This is a genomic window from Neisseria sp. HMSC31F04, assembly GCF_001807735.1.
Classification (GTDB): domain Bacteria; phylum Pseudomonadota; class Gammaproteobacteria; order Burkholderiales; family Neisseriaceae; genus Neisseria; species Neisseria elongata.
Map to the genome: position 1 here is coordinate 57848 of NZ_KV790793.1, position 15014 is coordinate 72861.

A 15014-nucleotide genomic window follows, 5' to 3' on the forward strand; every position below is an offset into this window, starting at 1 on the left:
TGTCCTGATTTAAATTTAATCCACTATATTTTTTAAACAGTTCACTGGCAGCCCCGCTTTCCGAATAACGGGTTGGCGCATTCCGTACCACCCGCTCCTGACGCCCAATATGTTTGAGGCCATCTGAAAAACTGTTTTCCGCTTTTCAGACGGCCTTTCAATGTGCGCTTAAACCTACACGCAGGGCGGCGGATAGCCGTTGGTTTCGACATCGCTGCCGGCCAGGTGCGGGGCGTGGAGGGCGGATGTGGGCAGGTGCGCCAGTTCGGGCAGGTGGCGGCGGATGAAGCGGCCGTCGGGGTCGAGGTTCAGCGATTCGGCAAACGGGTTGTTCAGACGGCCTGCCTGCTGCCAATTGTGGTGATTGACGGCATATTCGTAATCGGTCAGCCGTGCGGCAAAACAGGCTTCCCCGTGCGCCGCCGAGATGTTCAGACGGCCTGTGAGGAAGTCGGCACACAGGCGGCGCAGGGCGGGATGCAGGCTGCCGCCACCGTTGAGGGTGCGCATGGCGGCATCGATTATCGGCACGCCCGTCCGCCCCTCCTGCCAGCGTATCAAGGTTTCGCCGCCGCTCCCGTCAGTCTCCCGAATCATTTTCGGCGGTTGCAGCCAATGCAGTGCCGCCCTGCCTCCTTTCGCGGTCAATTCCAACAGGCCGTCTGAAAACGGCAAGGCGCGGCGGCAGTAGGCGCGGCGGGCCAATCCGTCCAGCCAGGCCGCCCCGTCTTGTCCGCCTGCGCGGATGTCGCGGCACACCTCTCTGACGGACAAGGTGCCGAAGCAAAAGTGGGCGGACAGTTGCGATACGCCTTTTTTGGCCGGGAAACCGCCGTGCAGCGGGTAGTCGGGCAGGCGCGGCAGAAAGTCCGACCATAGCCGCCGTGCCGCCGCTTCCCCGCCTTGTGCGGCCAGCGGTACGGCTTGCACATCGGGCAGGGGCGGCACGTTCCGGCATTCGGCGGGCAGCCGCGTTTGCCGTGCCTGCCAGGCGGCGGCATCGGGCGGCGGCAGTATTTCGGCCTGACGCGCCTGTTGCAGCCAGGCCGTGCGGTAGGCGGCGAAATTGGGCGGCAGGCCGTCGGGCCGTACGGATAAAACGGGCAGGGCATCGTCCGCGCGGTATATGGCGGGTAGCCGTTCGTCCGCTGCACGGCGGACGGGCAGCGGGCTGACGAAGGCGGCAAACGGGTAACGCGCCAGCAGGCCGTTCAGCGCATCGGCGGCATCGCCCGTAAAAACGTGCAGCGGGATGCCGAGCGCGGCCAGCCCGCCGCGCAATTCGGCCAATGTCTGCCGCAGGAAAACGCGCTGGCGGGGATTGCAGTCGGGCGGGAAAACAAACGCGCCTACCGTCGGACGATCGAGGCCTGCTGCAATGTGCAGGGCGGCGTTGTCGTGCAGGCGCAGGTTGCGGTGGAAATGCAGCAGGGTGAGTTCGGAAGACATAGGGAGGCCGTCTGAAAAGGGGAAAATGACTGTCCAATATGCAGACAGGTGGCTGTAAAGGCGGGATGGCCGGAAACGAATCTGCCGGCGTTCCGTTTCAATGCCCGTCCGACGCCAGCTCGAAAAAGCGCAGTACGGTTTGCGGCATCCAGCGCAGGTGGCCGCGGCCGCCGCCTGAAACGAAGGCCGCATGGCCGCCCTGTTCGGGTTGGAGCAGGCAGACTTGCGGGGAAACGTCGTTTGCCGTCGGTAGGAAGCGGGCGGGCAGGAAGGGGTCGTTACGCGCGTTCAGCAGCAGGGTCGGTACGGCGATGTCGCGCAGGTAGGGTTTGGCGGCGGAGCGGCGGTAATAGTCGTCTTTGTCGGCGAAGCCGTGCAGGGGCGCGGTGTAGGCGTTGTCGAAATCGCCCAGTGTGTGGATGCGGACATCCGGCAGCGGCGGCACTTTCGGCAGCAGGCTGTTTAAAAAATAGCGGGTGTAGAGCAGGCGCGGCAGGCCGTGTTCGAGTGCGGCAGCCGAGGCGGGAAGGTCCACGGGCGCGGAGACGGCGGCTGCGGCCTGCGGGACGGCCGCCTGTCCGGCGCGTCCTTGTTCGCCGAGGTATTTTGCCAGCGCGTTGCCGCCGAGCGAGATGCCGACGGCGTAGATGCGGCGGTAGCGGGCGGCCAGCAGGCCGAGCATGTGGGCGATTTCGCGCGTGTCGCCGCTGTGGTATTTCTTTTCGGCCGGCACGCCGCCGCAGCTGCGGAAATGCGCCACCACGCCGTGCCAGCCGCGTTCGCGCACCGCGTGCATCATTTCGACGGCGTAGTGGCTGCCGCTGCTGCCTTCCAAGCCGTGAAACAGGACGACGAGCGGGGCTTCCGCGTCTGCCGCATCGACGAAGTCGTAAGCCGCCTGTTCGCTGCCGCCGCTGTCGGGCAGCAGTTCGCGGCGGTAGGGCGGAGGGGTGCGCTGCAACAGTTTGGCATACACGGTTTGCAGGTGGCCGCCGGGCAGCCAGAGGGGGCTGTGCAGGGGCGGCAGGTTTGCGGGCAGTTTGCGCTTGTCCATAGGGTCAGGCCGTCTGAAAAGCGGCGGGGGCGGGCGTGCCGTCGCGCATCAGCAATACCGCCGCCTGCGCTTCGATGGCTTCCATGCGCCCTAGGTAGCCGAGTTTTTCGTTGGTTTTGCCTTTGATATTCACACAGGCCGTCTGAATGCCCAAATCGGCGGCAATGTTGGCGCGCATGGAGGGAATGTGCGGCGCGAGTTTGGGCTTTTGCGCGATGACGGTGGTATCCACGTTCACAACTCGCCAGCCTAAAGCCTGCACACTTCTATACGCTTCGCGCAACAATACGCGGCTGTCGGCATCTTTAAACTCGGCGGCGGTATCGGGGAAATGGCTGCCGATGTCGCCCAAGCCCGCTGCGCCAAGTAAAGCGTCGGTAAGCGCGTGCAACAGCGCGTCGGCATCGGAATGGCCGAGCAGGCCTTTTTCAAACGGGATGTGTACGCCGCCGAGAATCAAATCGCGGCCTTCGACGAGTTGGTGGACATCGTAGCCTTGTCCGATGCGGATGTTCATTTGGTGTTCCTTATTGGTGAGGCCGTCTGAAAATGGCGGACGGCAGATAATGTTTCAGACGGCCTTCCCGCTTTGTCGGCCTTCGGTTTTGCGGTATTCGTCCAAAACTTCGACCGCCGCCGCCATGGGCAGGGCGAACTGTTTCCTGATCAGCTTCAAATCGGCAATGCGGTTGCCCGTCAGGTTCTGCCCCATCCAAAGGTATGCGGCTTCCTTTCGGGCATGGAAGGAGGCAACGGCTTTCCGGTTGCCGTATTCTTCCAGACGGCCTACCGCGAAAAATACGGCGGATACAATTAAAAAATAATACAGGCTGCCGTTTCCCCCTTTGCGGTAAAAGGCGAAAAGCAACAGGCAGGACGCTGCAGCCAGTACGGCTTTCATCATCAAAATTTTTCTGTTCACGGTAATACTCCCGCTCTTGGCCGTTTGTTTTCAGACGGCTTCTTACCTCAATGGGCTGATTACGGCCGCCCGTCGGGGTTTGTATGCACGCTCAGCACTGCGCCGCGCACATTACCGTCAGGCAAGGGGGAAATCACGATGCCGTAATCGCGGCACGAATAAACGGCGGTGGCGGTTTCCGAGAATGTGTCTTCGTCCCAGCCGGTTCGGGGTAATCCGAAACGTGTGCGTAGGTTTTTGAGCAGGACGGGCCAATCGGTTTCGGCATCGCGGTATTTTAAAGAAATGCCGGTGATTTTGCCGCCCCCGTGCTCAAGAAAGATGTCTGCGATATCCGGTGTAAATGCCGCGCCGCTGTCGGGCGGGAAAAGCAAAAAATGCCTGTTTCCCTTGGACAGCGGCATGGCTTTGGGAAATCGTTTTTGCAGCGCGGCGGCCGGTTCGCCGAGTTTGATGCCCGCGATGTCGAGCTGCCGCACGGGGACGGCGCATCCGCCTGCAACAGGTGCGGCGGCGGCCGGAAGAAGTTGGAAAACAAGGAATAAAAACATCAATGGTTTGAACATTCTATTTCCTGATGATGGTTATTTAAAGGTTCAGACGGCCTGTAACAGCAATCTCACGATAAATTCGTCCTGCGGCAGCGTCAGCTTCAAATTGCGCGTGTCGCCTTGTACCAGTAGCGGCTGCACGCCGAGTTTTTCCACCGCCGACGCTTCGTCGGTGATGCCGTCCAAATCTTCTGCCGACAGGGCGCGGTGCAGTAAGGCCGTCTGAAAGAGCTGCGGCGTTTGCGCCTGCCACAATCCGTTGCGGGAAACGGTTTCGCCGATATGGTTTGCGCCGTCGGCGCGTTTGAGCGTGTCGGCGACGGGAACGGCCAGAATGCCGCCTTGCGCGGTTCCGCCCGCCGTTTCAATCAGGCGCGTCAGGGCTTCGGGCGGCAGGCAGCAGCGGGCGGCATCGTGAACCAGGACGTTGTCGGTTCCGTCGGCCAAGCCGCGTTCCAGCAGGGCGGCAATGCCGTTGCGGACGGTTTCGGCGCGGGTTGCGCCGCCGCAGTGCAGCACGGTTAGTTTTTCATCGTTGCAGGCCGTCTGAAAACGGGTGTCGTCGGGCGACAATACTACTGCCGCGCCGTCTATCAGGGGATGGTTGAGGAAGATGTCCAAAGTGTGTTGCAAAACGGTTTTGCCGCCGATTTCGACATATTGTTTGGGTTTGCCCGCGCCGAAACGCGAGCCAATTCCGGCGGCGGGAATCAGGGCGATGTTGCGGCGTTTCATGCCTGCTCCGTTTTTTCCGCAGTCCAGAGGCATTGCCCGCCGGATGCTTTGTCGAGTTCGGCCAGATATTCGAGGTGGGCGGCGGTTTCTTCGGCATCGGCACGCAGGATTTTCAGGCCGCCGCCGGCCGTCTGAACGGCTATGCCCGTATCGGCGGACTGCGCGGCGGCAGCCGTTTCTTCCGCCCCGACGAGGTCGAATTGTTCGCGCGTCATCGCCAGATAGACTTCGGCCAGCAGTTCGCAGTCGATGAGCGCGCCGTGCAGGACGCGCTTGCTGCGGTCTACGTCGAGGCGGCTGCACAATGCATCCAGGCTGGCTTTTTGTCCGGGAAATTTTTCCCGCGCCATGGCCAGGGTGTCGGTTATTTCGCAATCGAGTTCTTCGATGCTCGGCAGCCCCATGCGGGCAAATTCCATATTGAGGAAGCCGACGTCGAAGCGGGCGTTGTGGATAATCAGTTCCGCCCCGCGCAGGAAGTCGGCGATTTGCTGGCCGACCTGCTCGAATTTCGGCGCGTTGCGTTCTTCAAGCTGTTCGAGCGTGATGCCGTGCACCGCCGCCGCTTCTTCGGGGATGTCGCGGTCGGGATGGATGTAGAGGTGCAGGTTGTTCATGGTCAGCTGGCGTTTTTTCATTTCGATGCCGGCAAATTCCAGCATCCGGTCGCCCCGGTCGGCATAAAGGCCCGTGGTCTCCGTATCCAAAATAATCTGTCTTTCCCGCGCCATGTTTCAATCCTTTCGTTGGTTCCAATCGGGCAGCCCGCCATTTTAACCTATGGCCGCCGTTTTGGCTGCACGCATAGTTAGAGGCCGTCTGAAAGCGCGGTTTTTAAGGAATTAAAACGGTTTTATATTCCGAATAAATTTTTTTGAAATTTATTTCTTTTAATTTCAATCTGATAGCTATAAATTCCTTATTGCTAATAATTATCGTTTGATTTTTCAAAAAAGTTCGGCTAATATACGCCACATCGAAAGCAGACAACAACGCAGCAAGGAGGTGGAAATGTCCGAAACGATGTTCAAACTCTTTGCCCTGGATATTTTACAGCTGCACCGCCAAACCTTTTCTTCTTGGTTGGCCGTGCCCCAGGCGGAGGATGGTGCCGAACCGGCCGTTTTCTGCAGCGTATATGCCCATGTGGACGGTCATTATTATTTTGCCGTACCCGAGCAATGCCCCGCGCTGAACAAGCAAAACGGCATTGTGCTGATTGAAGACGAAGAGGCCGACATCCGATTGAGCTGGATAGGCCGAACGCGGGAAGTTTCCTGCAAAGAATGTGTTTACCGGGATGCCTGTGCCGCCCTGCGGCGGAGGTGTCGGGAGGCAGAAGGCATCGATTGCAACTGCCGCCTGTTGGAGCTTTGTCCCGAGCAAGGCAGATTAAGTATCAGCGACAAATTTGATTCCGCGTTGTCCCCGCAACTCCTGCAACGCGCCTTATATCCTGCGGCAGAACGCGTCTGTCCGGCTTCGGGATAATGTAAAAGTTTTGGTAGTGGTTTGTGTTCCTTTTGCGCCCCTGGTAACAGGGGCGATTTTTTTGCCGCCTTTTTTCAGACGGCCTTCTTTGGCATAATTGAGGCCGTCTGAAAACATCACGCGATAAACCATGCAACTGCTCAAATATCTGCAAGCCCAAGGATTGGGCAGCCGCAAACAATGCCAATGGCTGATTGATAACGACTGCGTTGCCGTCAACGGCGAAATCCTCAACGACGGCAAAAGCGAAATCGATCCTGCGGAAGTCCGCACCTTGCACATCGATGGCGAAGCCGTTCAAGCCGTTCCACAGCCTTACTTTTATATCGTATTGAACAAACCTGCCGATTACGAAACTTCGCACAAACCGCGTGATTATCCGAGCGTGTTCAGCCTGTTTCCCGACCACATGCGCAACATCGACATGCAGGCCGTCGGACGCTTGGATGCCGACACCACCGGCGTTTTGCTGATTACGAACGACGGCCAGTTCAACCACCGCATGACCTCGCCCAAATACAAAGCGGCCAAGCTCTACCGCGCCGGCTTGAAACATCCCGCCGACGAAACTTTCTGCCAAAGCCTGAAAAACGGCGTGTTGCTCCATGATGACGATGAAACCGTGCAGGCTGCCGAAGCGGTGCTGGAAAATCCGCACACATTGCTGCTGACGATTACCGAAGGAAAATACCACCAGGTCAAACGCATGGTCGCGGCCGCTGGAAACCGCGTGGAAACGCTGCACCGCTTGAAATTCGGCGAATGGTCTGCCGAGCATCTTGCACCCGGCGAATGGCAATTTATTACAATAAAATAAATCGACTTGAAGAATGCCGTTTATTTTATTTATCAACCGTCTGTTTATTTTTTATACGGAAGACAACGGGAGTTGATTACTATTTACCCCGTCTGACAGACGTTTGCTTTCTAGCAAACATGTGAGTAAGACGTTTTCCCGTAATGTGTTTGGCCATCTATACTTTCCCCTTGGTATAGATGGTATTTTTTTGCCCGGATGTTTCCGCGTCCGCTAAAAGGGTATTGATGGCGGCTTTTGACTTTGAGCCGAGATTTGAAATGTGAGGCCGTCTGAAAACCGTCAATCAGGTTTTCAGACGGCCTTTTCCCGCTTAAAGCGGTTAAAAAAGCAATGACGCAGGGTTTGCAAATTGGCGCGCATAGGTTTTCAAATCCTGATTTAGGCGGCGCATACGGATTAAAATAAAGGTATAGGATTGCCCAATTTATTGGAAATTATCGTCGGCTGTCCGGCCAAGGCATGGTAGCGGTACGGTTTTTATAGTGGATTAAATTTAAACCGGTACAGCGTTGCCCCTCCTTGCCTTACTATTTGTAATGTCTGCGGCTTCGTCGCCTTGTTCTGATTTAAATTTAATCCGTTATATCGGGCGTATGGGAATGGCTGCTTTGTTTTTCAAAGATGAAACCTGGTTTTGAGTCGGTATGCCGATCGGCGAAACTTGAGCATGAAGTGTTGATGGATATGAACTATATCGGACGTTTTGCGCCCAGCCCGACCGGGCGGCTGCACATCGGTTCGCTGCTGACCGCACTGGCTTCGTATGCCGATGCGCGTGCCGCCGGCGGGCGGTGGCTGCTGCGGATGGAGGATTTGGATCCGCCGCGCGAGATGCCGGGGGCGGCAGACGATATTTTGCGCACGCTGGAGGCGTTCGGTTTCGAGTGGGACGGCACGGTGGAATATCAAAGCCGCCGCTATGATGTGTATGCGGAGGCTTTGGGCCGTCTGAAAGCGGCAGGGCTGGTGTATCCGTGTTATTGCAGCCGCCGCGAATGGCAGGGTGCGGCACGGCAGGGTGCGGACGGGTTCGTTTACAACGGCCGCTGCCGCAATCCGGTTTTGAGGCCGTCTGAAAGCGGCCGCCCGCCCGCCTGGCGTTTGCGCGTGCCGGAGGGGGAAGTGGCATTTGACGATGCGGTGGTGGAGCGTTACGCGCAGGATTTGGCGCGGGACATCGGCGATTTCGTGTTGCTGCGTGCCGACGGTTTTTGGGCGTATCAGCTGGCGGTGGTGGCCGACGATGCGGCGCAGGGTGTAACGCATGTGGTGCGCGGGCAGGATTTACTGGTTTCCACGCCGCGCCAGATTTGGTTGCAGCATTGCTTGAACGTGCCGACGCCGCAGTATGCCCATTTGCCGCTGCTGGTGAACCGCCACGGGCAGAAGTGGTCGAAGCAGACGCTTGCGCCCGCGCTGGATTTGTCGCGCCGCGAGGCTTTGCTGCGGCAGGTGTCGTCTTATCTGAACCTGCCGCCCGCTCCCGATGTGGACAAGCCGAAGGATTTGTTGGATTGGGCGGTGGCAAATTGGCGGCTGGACAAGGTGCCGGGCGGGGCGGTGTGCACGGAAGGCGCGGAAACGGATGAGGCCGTCTGAAAACAATGTTTTAACGGTTTTGAAAACCCGGACTGCGTTTTCAGACGGCCTTCATCATGGAATCGTACCCGTTATCGGAATGCGCTGTATGTGGCCAAAATCATGCTGAGGCCGGATGTGTAGCTGTCGATATATTCCATAATGATTTCATCGGCATAAGGCTTTAGATATTTTTCTGCCGATTCGGCATAATTCGGAAAAATCCTCTGCTTGCCGTAATTAATGGAATGCTTGGAGTACGCGCATTTCGCGCAGGGCTGGTTCCCTTGCCGTGTTGTTTGACACAAATGTACAGGTAAACCAAATTCTCACCGTCCGGTTCTTTGACCCATGAACGCATGCCGCGTATGTTTTGCGGTACGGTTAAAAGCCCTGTTCGTTTAAGAAGGCGGATGGCTTTTTAATTTCGGTAGTGAAGCTCATTTTTTATCGGTTCAAGCGGGTTGTTTTCAGGCGGATCAGCGCAGTTGTCTGCCGTTTTCCCAGTCGATAATCAGGCTGGGCTTTTTTGCGCCGCCGCAGCGGCCACCGATGATGAGGGCGTGGCGACCGAATTGGCGGCGGGCTTCTCGTTGGTTGCGGCAGGAGCGTTTGCCGGCTTTGTTGCAGGAGGTGGAGACCAGCGGTTGGCCGAGCAGGCGGCAGAGGCTGCGTGCGCCGGGGTGGTTGGGGACGCGGACGGCGAGTTTGCGGCGGTTGCGGCCGCGCAGCAGGGCGGGAATGCGGTCGGCGGCGGGCAGGAGGAAGGTTTTGCGTGCCGGCCATTGGCTTTCGAGCAGGCGGCGGTCGGTTTCATCGAGGGGTTGCAAAAGGGGACGGAGGCGGTCGAGTGTGTCGCCGATGACGATCATGCCTTTGTGTTGGGGGCGGCGTTTGAGGCGGATGAGTTTTTTCAGTGCCTTCGTGTGCGTCGGCAGGCAGCCGAGCCCGTAGCAGGATTCGGTGGGGTAGGCGATGAGGCCGCCGCGTTTGAGGTGGTTTTTCAGACGGCCTGCGGCGATGGCGGAGAGGATGTGTTGCATGGCGGGACGGGTGGTGGAAAACGGGTAATTGTACGCTTTGTCGGCGGGTTTGCCGAATGGGAGGCCGTCTGAAGGTGTGGTTTTATGTTGTCGGGGCTGCGCTTTCAGACGGCCTGTGGTTTAGTTGATGGTTTTTTTACCCAAAAGGATGATGTCGACCTGCATGGTTTCGAGGTCGCAGACTTGCGGCAGCCGCCCCCATTCTTGGAAACCGAAGGTGTGGAACAGGCGGATGCTGGCGTGGTTGTGGCCGAAGATGGCGGCGATGATGTTTTTGATGCCTAAGGAGGGGGCTTTTTCCAGTATGTAGCGGACGAGTATTTTACCGACGCCGACTCCGCGCATGTCGTGGCGGACGTAGATGCTGATTTCGGCGGTGATGCTGTAGGCTTCGCGCGGGTAGTAGTCGCTGAAGCCGCCCCAGGCGAGGAGTTCGCCTTCTTGGTTTTTCAGGACGTAGAGCGGGCGGTTGCCGCCGTGGGCATCGAGCCAGCTTTGGCGGCTTTCGACGGTGGCCGGGCTGAGGTCGGCAGTGGCAAGGCGACTGTCTATGGTGCTGTTGTAGATGTCTACGATGGCGGACAGGTCGTCTTGCCGTGCTTCGGTGATGCGGTAGCCGTTCATTTTCAGACGGCCTATCGGACGAGTTTGGAGATGGTTTTGAACGCCGGGTGTTTGGCATCGCGGAGGAGGGCAAAGAGGAGGCTTTCGCCGTTGCCGACGGTTACACCTGCCGCGCGCATTTGTTCGAGGCCGTTGGTTTTGTTGGCGGGGTTGCGCGAGGCGGCGCATTCGGCGGGGATGTAGACGTTCAGTCCTTGCGCGCGCAGGTCAAGTGCGGTTTGCAGCATGCAGATGTGGGTTTCCGCGCCGATGAGGACGATGTTTTGTGCGTTGTGCCGGCGGATGAAGTCTTCGGTTTCGGGCAGGACGGCGGAGAAGCGGGTTTTTTCGACGAAGGGGGTGTCCGGCAGCAGGCTTTTGATTTCCGGCAGGGTGGTGCCGAGGCCTTGGGGGTATTGTTCGGTCGCCATCATGGGGATGCCGAGGGCGTGCAGTCCTTGGATGAGGAGTGTGCAGGCGGCGGTGAAGCGTTCGGCTTCGTGCAGGGCCGGGGTCAGGCGTTCTTGGATGTCGACGATGAGGCAGGCGGTGTTGTCGGTACGCAGTGTCATGGCGGTTTCCTTTTTTAGGGTTGAGGGCGGATTTTTAATCGGTTTGGGCGGTTATACGGTAAATCAGGCCGTCTGAAAAGGTTTCAGACGGCCTGATTTGTGTTTAGGGGTTTTCGCGCCATTGGTGGATGAGTTCGCGCAGTTGTTCGGGGTGTTCGTGGCCGCTGTCGATGGCGGTTTGCAGCCATTTGCAGGCGACGGCTGTGTCTTGCGGTACGCCGGTGCCGGAGTAGTGCAGGCAGGCGAGGTTGTATTGGGCGGTGGTGTCGCCTTGGGTGGCGGCTTGGGTAAACCAGCGGGCGGCTTGTTTGGGGTCGGCCTCTATGCCTTCGCCGTTGTAGTACATCATGCCGAGGTTGGTTTGTGCTTTGGGGTGGCCGTTGCGGGCGGCCAGCGAGTAGTAGGCGAACGCGCTTTCAAAGTCTTGCGGTACGCCTATGCCGTAGTGCAGGGCGAAACCGGATTGGTAGTTGCGTTCGACGGATTGTTGGAATTCGAGGACTTCTTGGTTGTAGGCGGGGTTGGCAACGTGGCTGCGGGAATCGAGCATCAGCAGGCGCTGCATGGCAACGAGGCTGCCGTATTTGACGGCGTGTTCGTAATAGCTGCGCGCTTTTTCCAGGTCGGTATGGATGCCGAGGCCGTATTGGCGGATGTCGCCCAAGAGGCAGAGTGCGTCGGGATGGTTGTGCCGGGCGGCTTTGGCGGCAAAAAGGGCGGCTTTTTTATAGTCGCGCGGCAGGTTGGTGCCGATGAGGTATTGTTTGGCCAAAAAGGCGCAGGCATTGTCGTCTTCCTGTCGGGCGGCTTTGTTGATCCATTTGATGCCTTCTTCCGGGTTGGCAGGCAAGTGTTGTCCTTCCAGCAGGAGCTTGCCCAGTTCGGCTTGGGCGGCGGGTATGCCGGCATCGGCGGCGATACGTAGGTGGTAGAGTGCCTGGGTGTGGTTTTTGACGACACCTTGTCCGTGCAGGAATTGGTTGGCCAGTTGCCAATGGGCGGATACGATGCCTTGTGCGGCGGCCTGTTGGTAAAGCTGGTGGGCGGCGGGCAGGTTGAGGCTGCCGTCTTTTTGGTAGTGCTGGGCAAGGAAAAGTTGGGCTTGGGGGTGGTGTTTTTGTGCCGCTTGTTTGGCCCAGTAGAGGGCGCGGTCGTCTTTTTGTTCGCCGTAGTAGTGCATGACACGGACTTGTGCGTCGGTATGGCCTTCTTCGGCCAGCGAGAGGTAGGCGGGCAGGACGGATTGGATGTTGATGCCGTTGTCTTCGCGCAGTAGGGCGAGGTTGTAGCGTGCCGTGGTATGTCCGCCTTCCGCCGCTTTGCGCAGCCAGTAGGTAGCCTGAACTCGGTTGGGGTCCGTGCCCATGCCGTACTGCATGCAGCCGCCGAGTTGGAAGGCTGCTTCGGCATGACCGGCTTCCGCCGCTTGTTCGAGCAGGGGAAGCGCGGTTGCGTAGTCAGGCGGCATGGCTGTTAGGAGCTTTTGCGCCTGCTGGAAGATGGAGTCGGCGTTTTCTGTTTCTGTCATGGTCGGTGTCTGTTTGGATTTCTTATTTTAACAGAAGGTTGTTGATTCTAGCCGATAATAACCGTTTGTGCTAGAAATGGACTGTTTGAATAATGCCGGATATTTCTTACGGTTATGTGGATGAAAGCCGTCTGAAAATGTGTTTCAGACGGCCCTATCTATTATTCAATCTCTAAAGTCGGAAAGGATTTGACCAGGTCATCTACGGCTTTGACCCGCAGCAGGAAGTCTTCCAGTTTGGCGAGCGGTAGTGCGCTGGGGCCGTCGCATTTCGCGCGGTCCGGGTCGGGATGGGCTTCAAGGAACAGGCCGGCCAATCCCGTCGCCATGCCGGCCAAAGCCAAGTCCAATACTTGTTCGCGCCGTCCGCCGGAAGCGGCAGAGCCGGAATCGCGGGTTTGCAGGGAGTGGGTAACGTCGAAAATCAGCGGTACGCCCGGGCAGTTTTTCTTCATAACGCCGAAACCGAGCATGTCTACCACCAGGTTGTCGTAGCCGAAATTCGAGCCGCGTTCGCACAGAATCAGTTTGTCGTTACCGGCTTCTTTGAATTTTTCCACGATGTTCTTCATTTGCGAAGGGCTGAGGAATTGGGGCTTTTTGATGTTGATGACACGGCCGGTTGCCGCCATCGCCGCCACCAAATCGGTCTGGCGTGCCAAGAAGGCGGGCAGTTGCAGGACGTCGCATACTTCCGCCACCGGCGCGCATTGGTAGGGTTCGTGCACGTCGGTAATCACCGGCACGCCGAATTCGCGTTTGACGGTGGCAAAAATCTTCATGCCTTCATCCAATCCGACGCCACGGTAGGAGTGTACGGACGAGCGGTTGGCCTTGTCGAACGAGGCTTTGAATACATACGGGATACCGAATTTTTCGGTAACTGCGGTATATTGTTCGCAGGCATAAAGCGTGGAATCCAGGTCTTCCAATACATTCAGTCCGCCGAATAGGACGAACGGGGCATTGTTGGCGACGGTAATCGAATTGATGGATACGGTCATGTTGAATCCTGAGGAAATATTGGATAAAAATGTTTCGGCGAAGTTTTCAGACGGCCTGAATGCTAGTCTTCATAACCATTCGGGTTGTTTTTCACCCAACGCCAGGCATCTTCCATCATTTGGGTCAAATCACGTTTGGTTTCCCAGCCGGTTTGCTGTTTGGTATAAGCAGGGTCGGCATATACACAGGCCAAGTCGCCTTCGCGGCGCGGCTTGATTTGATACGGAATGGTCAATCCCGAAGCAGCTTCAAAGGCGCGGACAATTTCCAACACCGAATATGCACGCCCCGATCCCAAATTCAACAGATGTACGCCGGGAATATGCCCTTTGGCCTTCATTGCGGCAACATGGCCTTCCGCCAAATCCACCACATGAATATAGTCGCGCATACCCGTGCCGTCAGGAGTCGGATAATCATCGCCGAATACGGAAAGAAACGGCAGTTTCCCGCCGGCCACTTGGCAGACATACGGCAGAAGGTTATTCGGAATCCCATTAGGGTGCTCGCCGATTAAGCCGCTTTGATGTGCACCGATAGGATTGAAATAACGCAATAAAATCACGCTCCAACGAGGGTCGGCTTTTTGAATGTCGGTCAAAATCCGTTCCACCATCGCCTTGGATGTGCCATAGGGATTGGTGGTGTCGCCCGGTTTCATGTCTTCCGTGTAAGGGACTTTTCCCGGATCGCCATATACCGTAGCCGAAGAGCTGAAAACGATCTTGAATACGCCCGCCCTTGCCATTTCTTCGACCAACACCAAACTGCCCGACACATTGTTGTCATAATACTTGATCGGTTCGGACACACTCTCGCCAACCGCTTTCAGGCCGGCAAAATGAATGACGGAATCGATGTCGTGCTCGGCAAAAATCCGCCGTAAAATTTCGCGATCGCGGATATCTCCTTGGTAGAACTGCACGGGTTTCCCGGTAATCTGCTGCAAACGCGGCAGGGTTTTTACGGACGAATTGCTCAGGTTGTCCAAAATCACGACATCAAAGCCGGATTGGAGCAACGAGATAACGGTGTGCGAACCGATAAAGCCGGTTCCGCCGGTTAGGAGGATAGTCATTATTTGTTCCTTCGTGATGTATCTCTAAGAGTAGTGAATTGCAGAATTGATGTAAATGATACTACCAAGGCCGTCTGAAAAATAGTTTTCAGACGGCCTTCATGATATTGATCCGGTTTAACTCAGGCCGTTCTCGGATGCTTGTTGCAGGCGGGCTTCGAAGTTGCTCAGATTGACGCCTGCTTGTTGTGCGGCAGCGACGACTTCGGCGACGCTTGCGCCGTTTTGCACTTGATGATAGCCCCAGAGCAGTGAGCAGCGGGTGCCGGTGCGGCAGTAGGCGAGGACGGGTTGGGGGACGCTTTTGAGCAGGTTTTGGAAAGCGGCGACATCGGCGGCGTTGATGGCGGGCGCAACGACGGGCTGATGGTGGTGTTCGCAGATGCACGCGGCTTCAAGCCAGCTTTCGACTTGTTTGAACGTAACTTGGTTTTCTTCTTCGCCGTCGGGACGGTTGCAGATGACGGTTTGGATGCCGAGTTTGGCGGCTTCTTGTACGTCTGCTTCGGTCAGTTGCGGGGCGATGTAGAGGTTGTCGGCAAGTTTTTGGATAGACATGGGTTTTCCTTTTCTAGGTTTGATGAT

The 15014-nt window shown here is 57.4% G+C and carries 17 protein-coding genes and 1 pseudogene; 3 read left to right on the top strand and 15 right to left on the bottom strand.

The features are described 5' to 3' along the window. Positions 1-174: 174 nt before the first annotated feature. The 7 genes from HMPREF3107_RS04660 to dnaQ form a co-directional block, all read right to left on the bottom strand. Positions 175-1449, bottom strand: a complete 1275-nt coding sequence (locus HMPREF3107_RS04660; protein ID WP_083284617.1) for an FAD-binding domain-containing protein — start codon at positions 1447-1449, stop codon at positions 175-177. A gap of 97 nt (positions 1450-1546) precedes the next feature. Further along, positions 1547-2503 (bottom strand): YheT family hydrolase, encoded by a 957-nt coding sequence (locus tag HMPREF3107_RS04665; RefSeq protein WP_070453983.1) that lies wholly within the window; start codon positions 2501-2503, stop codon positions 1547-1549. A gap of 4 nt (positions 2504-2507) precedes the next feature. Continuing rightward, complete coding sequence (gene ispF, locus HMPREF3107_RS04670) at positions 2508-3020, bottom strand: 2-C-methyl-D-erythritol 2,4-cyclodiphosphate synthase (protein ID WP_070453985.1); 513 nt, start codon at positions 3018-3020, stop codon at positions 2508-2510. A 54-nt stretch (positions 3021-3074) separates the two neighbouring features. Continuing rightward, positions 3075-3425 carry a hypothetical protein gene (locus tag HMPREF3107_RS04675; protein WP_168160515.1) on the bottom strand — a complete coding sequence of 117 codons (351 nt, stop codon included), beginning with the start codon at positions 3423-3425 and terminating at the stop codon, positions 3075-3077. Positions 3426-3484: 59 nt separating this feature from the next. Then, entirely contained in the window at positions 3485-3991 is a 507-nt protein-coding gene (locus HMPREF3107_RS04680) for a hypothetical protein (RefSeq protein WP_070453990.1), read from the bottom strand. Positions 3992-4021: 30 nt separating this feature from the next. Beyond that, the gene (gene ispD, locus HMPREF3107_RS04685) at positions 4022-4711 is read right to left on the bottom strand and encodes a 2-C-methyl-D-erythritol 4-phosphate cytidylyltransferase (RefSeq protein WP_070453991.1); all 690 of its coding nucleotides are present in this window, start codon (positions 4709-4711) and stop codon (positions 4022-4024) included. Next, positions 4708-5442, bottom strand: a complete 735-nt coding sequence (dnaQ, locus tag HMPREF3107_RS04690; protein ID WP_070453993.1) for a DNA polymerase III subunit epsilon — start codon at positions 5440-5442, stop codon at positions 4708-4710. The genes ispD and dnaQ overlap by 4 nt, the downstream gene beginning before the upstream one ends. A 280-nt stretch (positions 5443-5722) precedes the next feature. Between dnaQ and HMPREF3107_RS04695 the strand changes: the two genes are divergently transcribed. Together HMPREF3107_RS04695 and HMPREF3107_RS04700 are read left to right on the top strand one after the other, a co-directional pair. After that, entirely contained in the window at positions 5723-6202 is a 480-nt protein-coding gene (locus HMPREF3107_RS04695; protein WP_049251746.1) for an NGO0322 family iron-responsive protein, read from the top strand. A 130-nt stretch (positions 6203-6332) separates the two neighbouring features. Continuing rightward, positions 6333-7019: a pseudouridine synthase gene (locus tag HMPREF3107_RS04700; protein WP_070453995.1), complete on the top strand. Its 687-nt coding sequence runs from the start codon at positions 6333-6335 to the stop codon at positions 7017-7019. Positions 7020-7502: 483 nt separating this feature from the next. Here HMPREF3107_RS04700 and HMPREF3107_RS12315 read toward each other — a convergent pair. After that, a pseudogene (locus tag HMPREF3107_RS12315) lies at positions 7503-7610 on the bottom strand (IS5/IS1182 family transposase); the annotation flags it as partial. A 96-nt stretch (positions 7611-7706) separates the two neighbouring features. On the opposite strand from HMPREF3107_RS12315, the gene gluQRS reads away from it, so the two are divergent. Beyond that, on the top strand, positions 7707-8621 hold the full coding sequence (gene gluQRS, locus HMPREF3107_RS04705) for a tRNA glutamyl-Q(34) synthetase GluQRS (protein WP_070454093.1): 915 nt from the start codon (positions 7707-7709) through the stop codon (positions 8619-8621). Positions 8622-9079: 458 nt separating this feature from the next. On the opposite strand, the gene HMPREF3107_RS04715 is transcribed toward gluQRS, so the two are convergent. From HMPREF3107_RS04715 to HMPREF3107_RS04745, 7 genes are all read right to left on the bottom strand, one after another. Beyond that, positions 9080-9643 carry an L-threonylcarbamoyladenylate synthase gene (locus tag HMPREF3107_RS04715; protein WP_070453999.1) on the bottom strand — a complete coding sequence of 188 codons (564 nt, stop codon included), beginning with the start codon at positions 9641-9643 and terminating at the stop codon, positions 9080-9082. Between the two features lie 120 nt (positions 9644-9763). Then, on the bottom strand, positions 9764-10267 hold the full coding sequence (locus HMPREF3107_RS04720; RefSeq protein WP_070454001.1) for a GNAT family N-acetyltransferase: 504 nt from the start codon (positions 10265-10267) through the stop codon (positions 9764-9766). An 11-nt stretch (positions 10268-10278) separates the two neighbouring features. Next, complete coding sequence (locus HMPREF3107_RS04725; RefSeq protein WP_141742833.1) at positions 10279-10812, bottom strand: isochorismatase family protein; 534 nt, start codon at positions 10810-10812, stop codon at positions 10279-10281. A gap of 109 nt (positions 10813-10921) precedes the next feature. Then, positions 10922-12346 (bottom strand): tetratricopeptide repeat protein, encoded by a 1425-nt coding sequence (locus HMPREF3107_RS04730; RefSeq protein WP_070454006.1) that lies wholly within the window; start codon positions 12344-12346, stop codon positions 10922-10924. A 161-nt stretch (positions 12347-12507) separates the two neighbouring features. Further along, entirely contained in the window at positions 12508-13350 is an 843-nt protein-coding gene (gene kdsA / locus HMPREF3107_RS04735; RefSeq protein WP_070454008.1) for a 3-deoxy-8-phosphooctulonate synthase, read from the bottom strand. Between the two features lie 62 nt (positions 13351-13412). Then, positions 13413-14429 carry a UDP-glucose 4-epimerase GalE gene (gene galE, locus HMPREF3107_RS04740; protein ID WP_070454010.1) on the bottom strand — a complete coding sequence of 339 codons (1017 nt, stop codon included), beginning with the start codon at positions 14427-14429 and terminating at the stop codon, positions 13413-13415. A gap of 117 nt (positions 14430-14546) precedes the next feature. Further along, positions 14547-14987, bottom strand: a complete 441-nt coding sequence (locus tag HMPREF3107_RS04745; protein ID WP_070454012.1) for a TIGR01244 family sulfur transferase — start codon at positions 14985-14987, stop codon at positions 14547-14549. Positions 14988-15014 lie beyond the last annotated feature (27 nt).

What these genes read in the sequence shown, in the direction of transcription:
- dnaQ (WP_070453993.1), bottom strand. Translation starts at nt 5,442, where the DNA reads ATGGCGCGGGAAAGACAGATTATTTTGGATACGGAGACCACGGGCCTT.
- HMPREF3107_RS04665 (WP_070453983.1), bottom strand. Translation starts at nt 2,503, where the DNA reads ATGGACAAGCGCAAACTGCCCGCAAACCTGCCGCCCCTGCACAGCCCC.
- HMPREF3107_RS04700 (WP_070453995.1), top strand. Translation starts at nt 6,333, where the DNA reads ATGCAACTGCTCAAATATCTGCAAGCCCAAGGATTGGGCAGCCGCAAA.
- galE (WP_070454010.1), bottom strand. Translation starts at nt 14,429, where the DNA reads ATGACTATCCTCCTAACCGGCGGAACCGGCTTTATCGGTTCGCACACC.
- HMPREF3107_RS04745 (WP_070454012.1), bottom strand. Translation starts at nt 14,987, where the DNA reads ATGTCTATCCAAAAACTTGCCGACAACCTCTACATCGCCCCGCAACTG.
- gluQRS (WP_070454093.1), top strand. Translation starts at nt 7,707, where the DNA reads ATGAACTATATCGGACGTTTTGCGCCCAGCCCGACCGGGCGGCTGCAC.
- ispD (WP_070453991.1), bottom strand. Translation starts at nt 4,711, where the DNA reads ATGAAACGCCGCAACATCGCCCTGATTCCCGCCGCCGGAATTGGCTCG.
- HMPREF3107_RS04660 (WP_083284617.1), bottom strand. Translation starts at nt 1,449, where the DNA reads ATGTCTTCCGAACTCACCCTGCTGCATTTCCACCGCAACCTGCGCCTG.
- HMPREF3107_RS04695 (WP_049251746.1), top strand. Translation starts at nt 5,723, where the DNA reads ATGTCCGAAACGATGTTCAAACTCTTTGCCCTGGATATTTTACAGCTG.
- HMPREF3107_RS04720 (WP_070454001.1), bottom strand. Translation starts at nt 10,267, where the DNA reads ATGAACGGCTACCGCATCACCGAAGCACGGCAAGACGACCTGTCCGCC.
- HMPREF3107_RS04715 (WP_070453999.1), bottom strand. Translation starts at nt 9,643, where the DNA reads ATGCAACACATCCTCTCCGCCATCGCCGCAGGCCGTCTGAAAAACCAC.
- HMPREF3107_RS04730 (WP_070454006.1), bottom strand. Translation starts at nt 12,346, where the DNA reads ATGACAGAAACAGAAAACGCCGACTCCATCTTCCAGCAGGCGCAAAAG.
- ispF (WP_070453985.1), bottom strand. Translation starts at nt 3,020, where the DNA reads ATGAACATCCGCATCGGACAAGGCTACGATGTCCACCAACTCGTCGAA.
- HMPREF3107_RS04680 (WP_070453990.1), bottom strand. Translation starts at nt 3,991, where the DNA reads ATGTTCAAACCATTGATGTTTTTATTCCTTGTTTTCCAACTTCTTCCG.
- kdsA (WP_070454008.1), bottom strand. Translation starts at nt 13,350, where the DNA reads ATGACCGTATCCATCAATTCGATTACCGTCGCCAACAATGCCCCGTTC.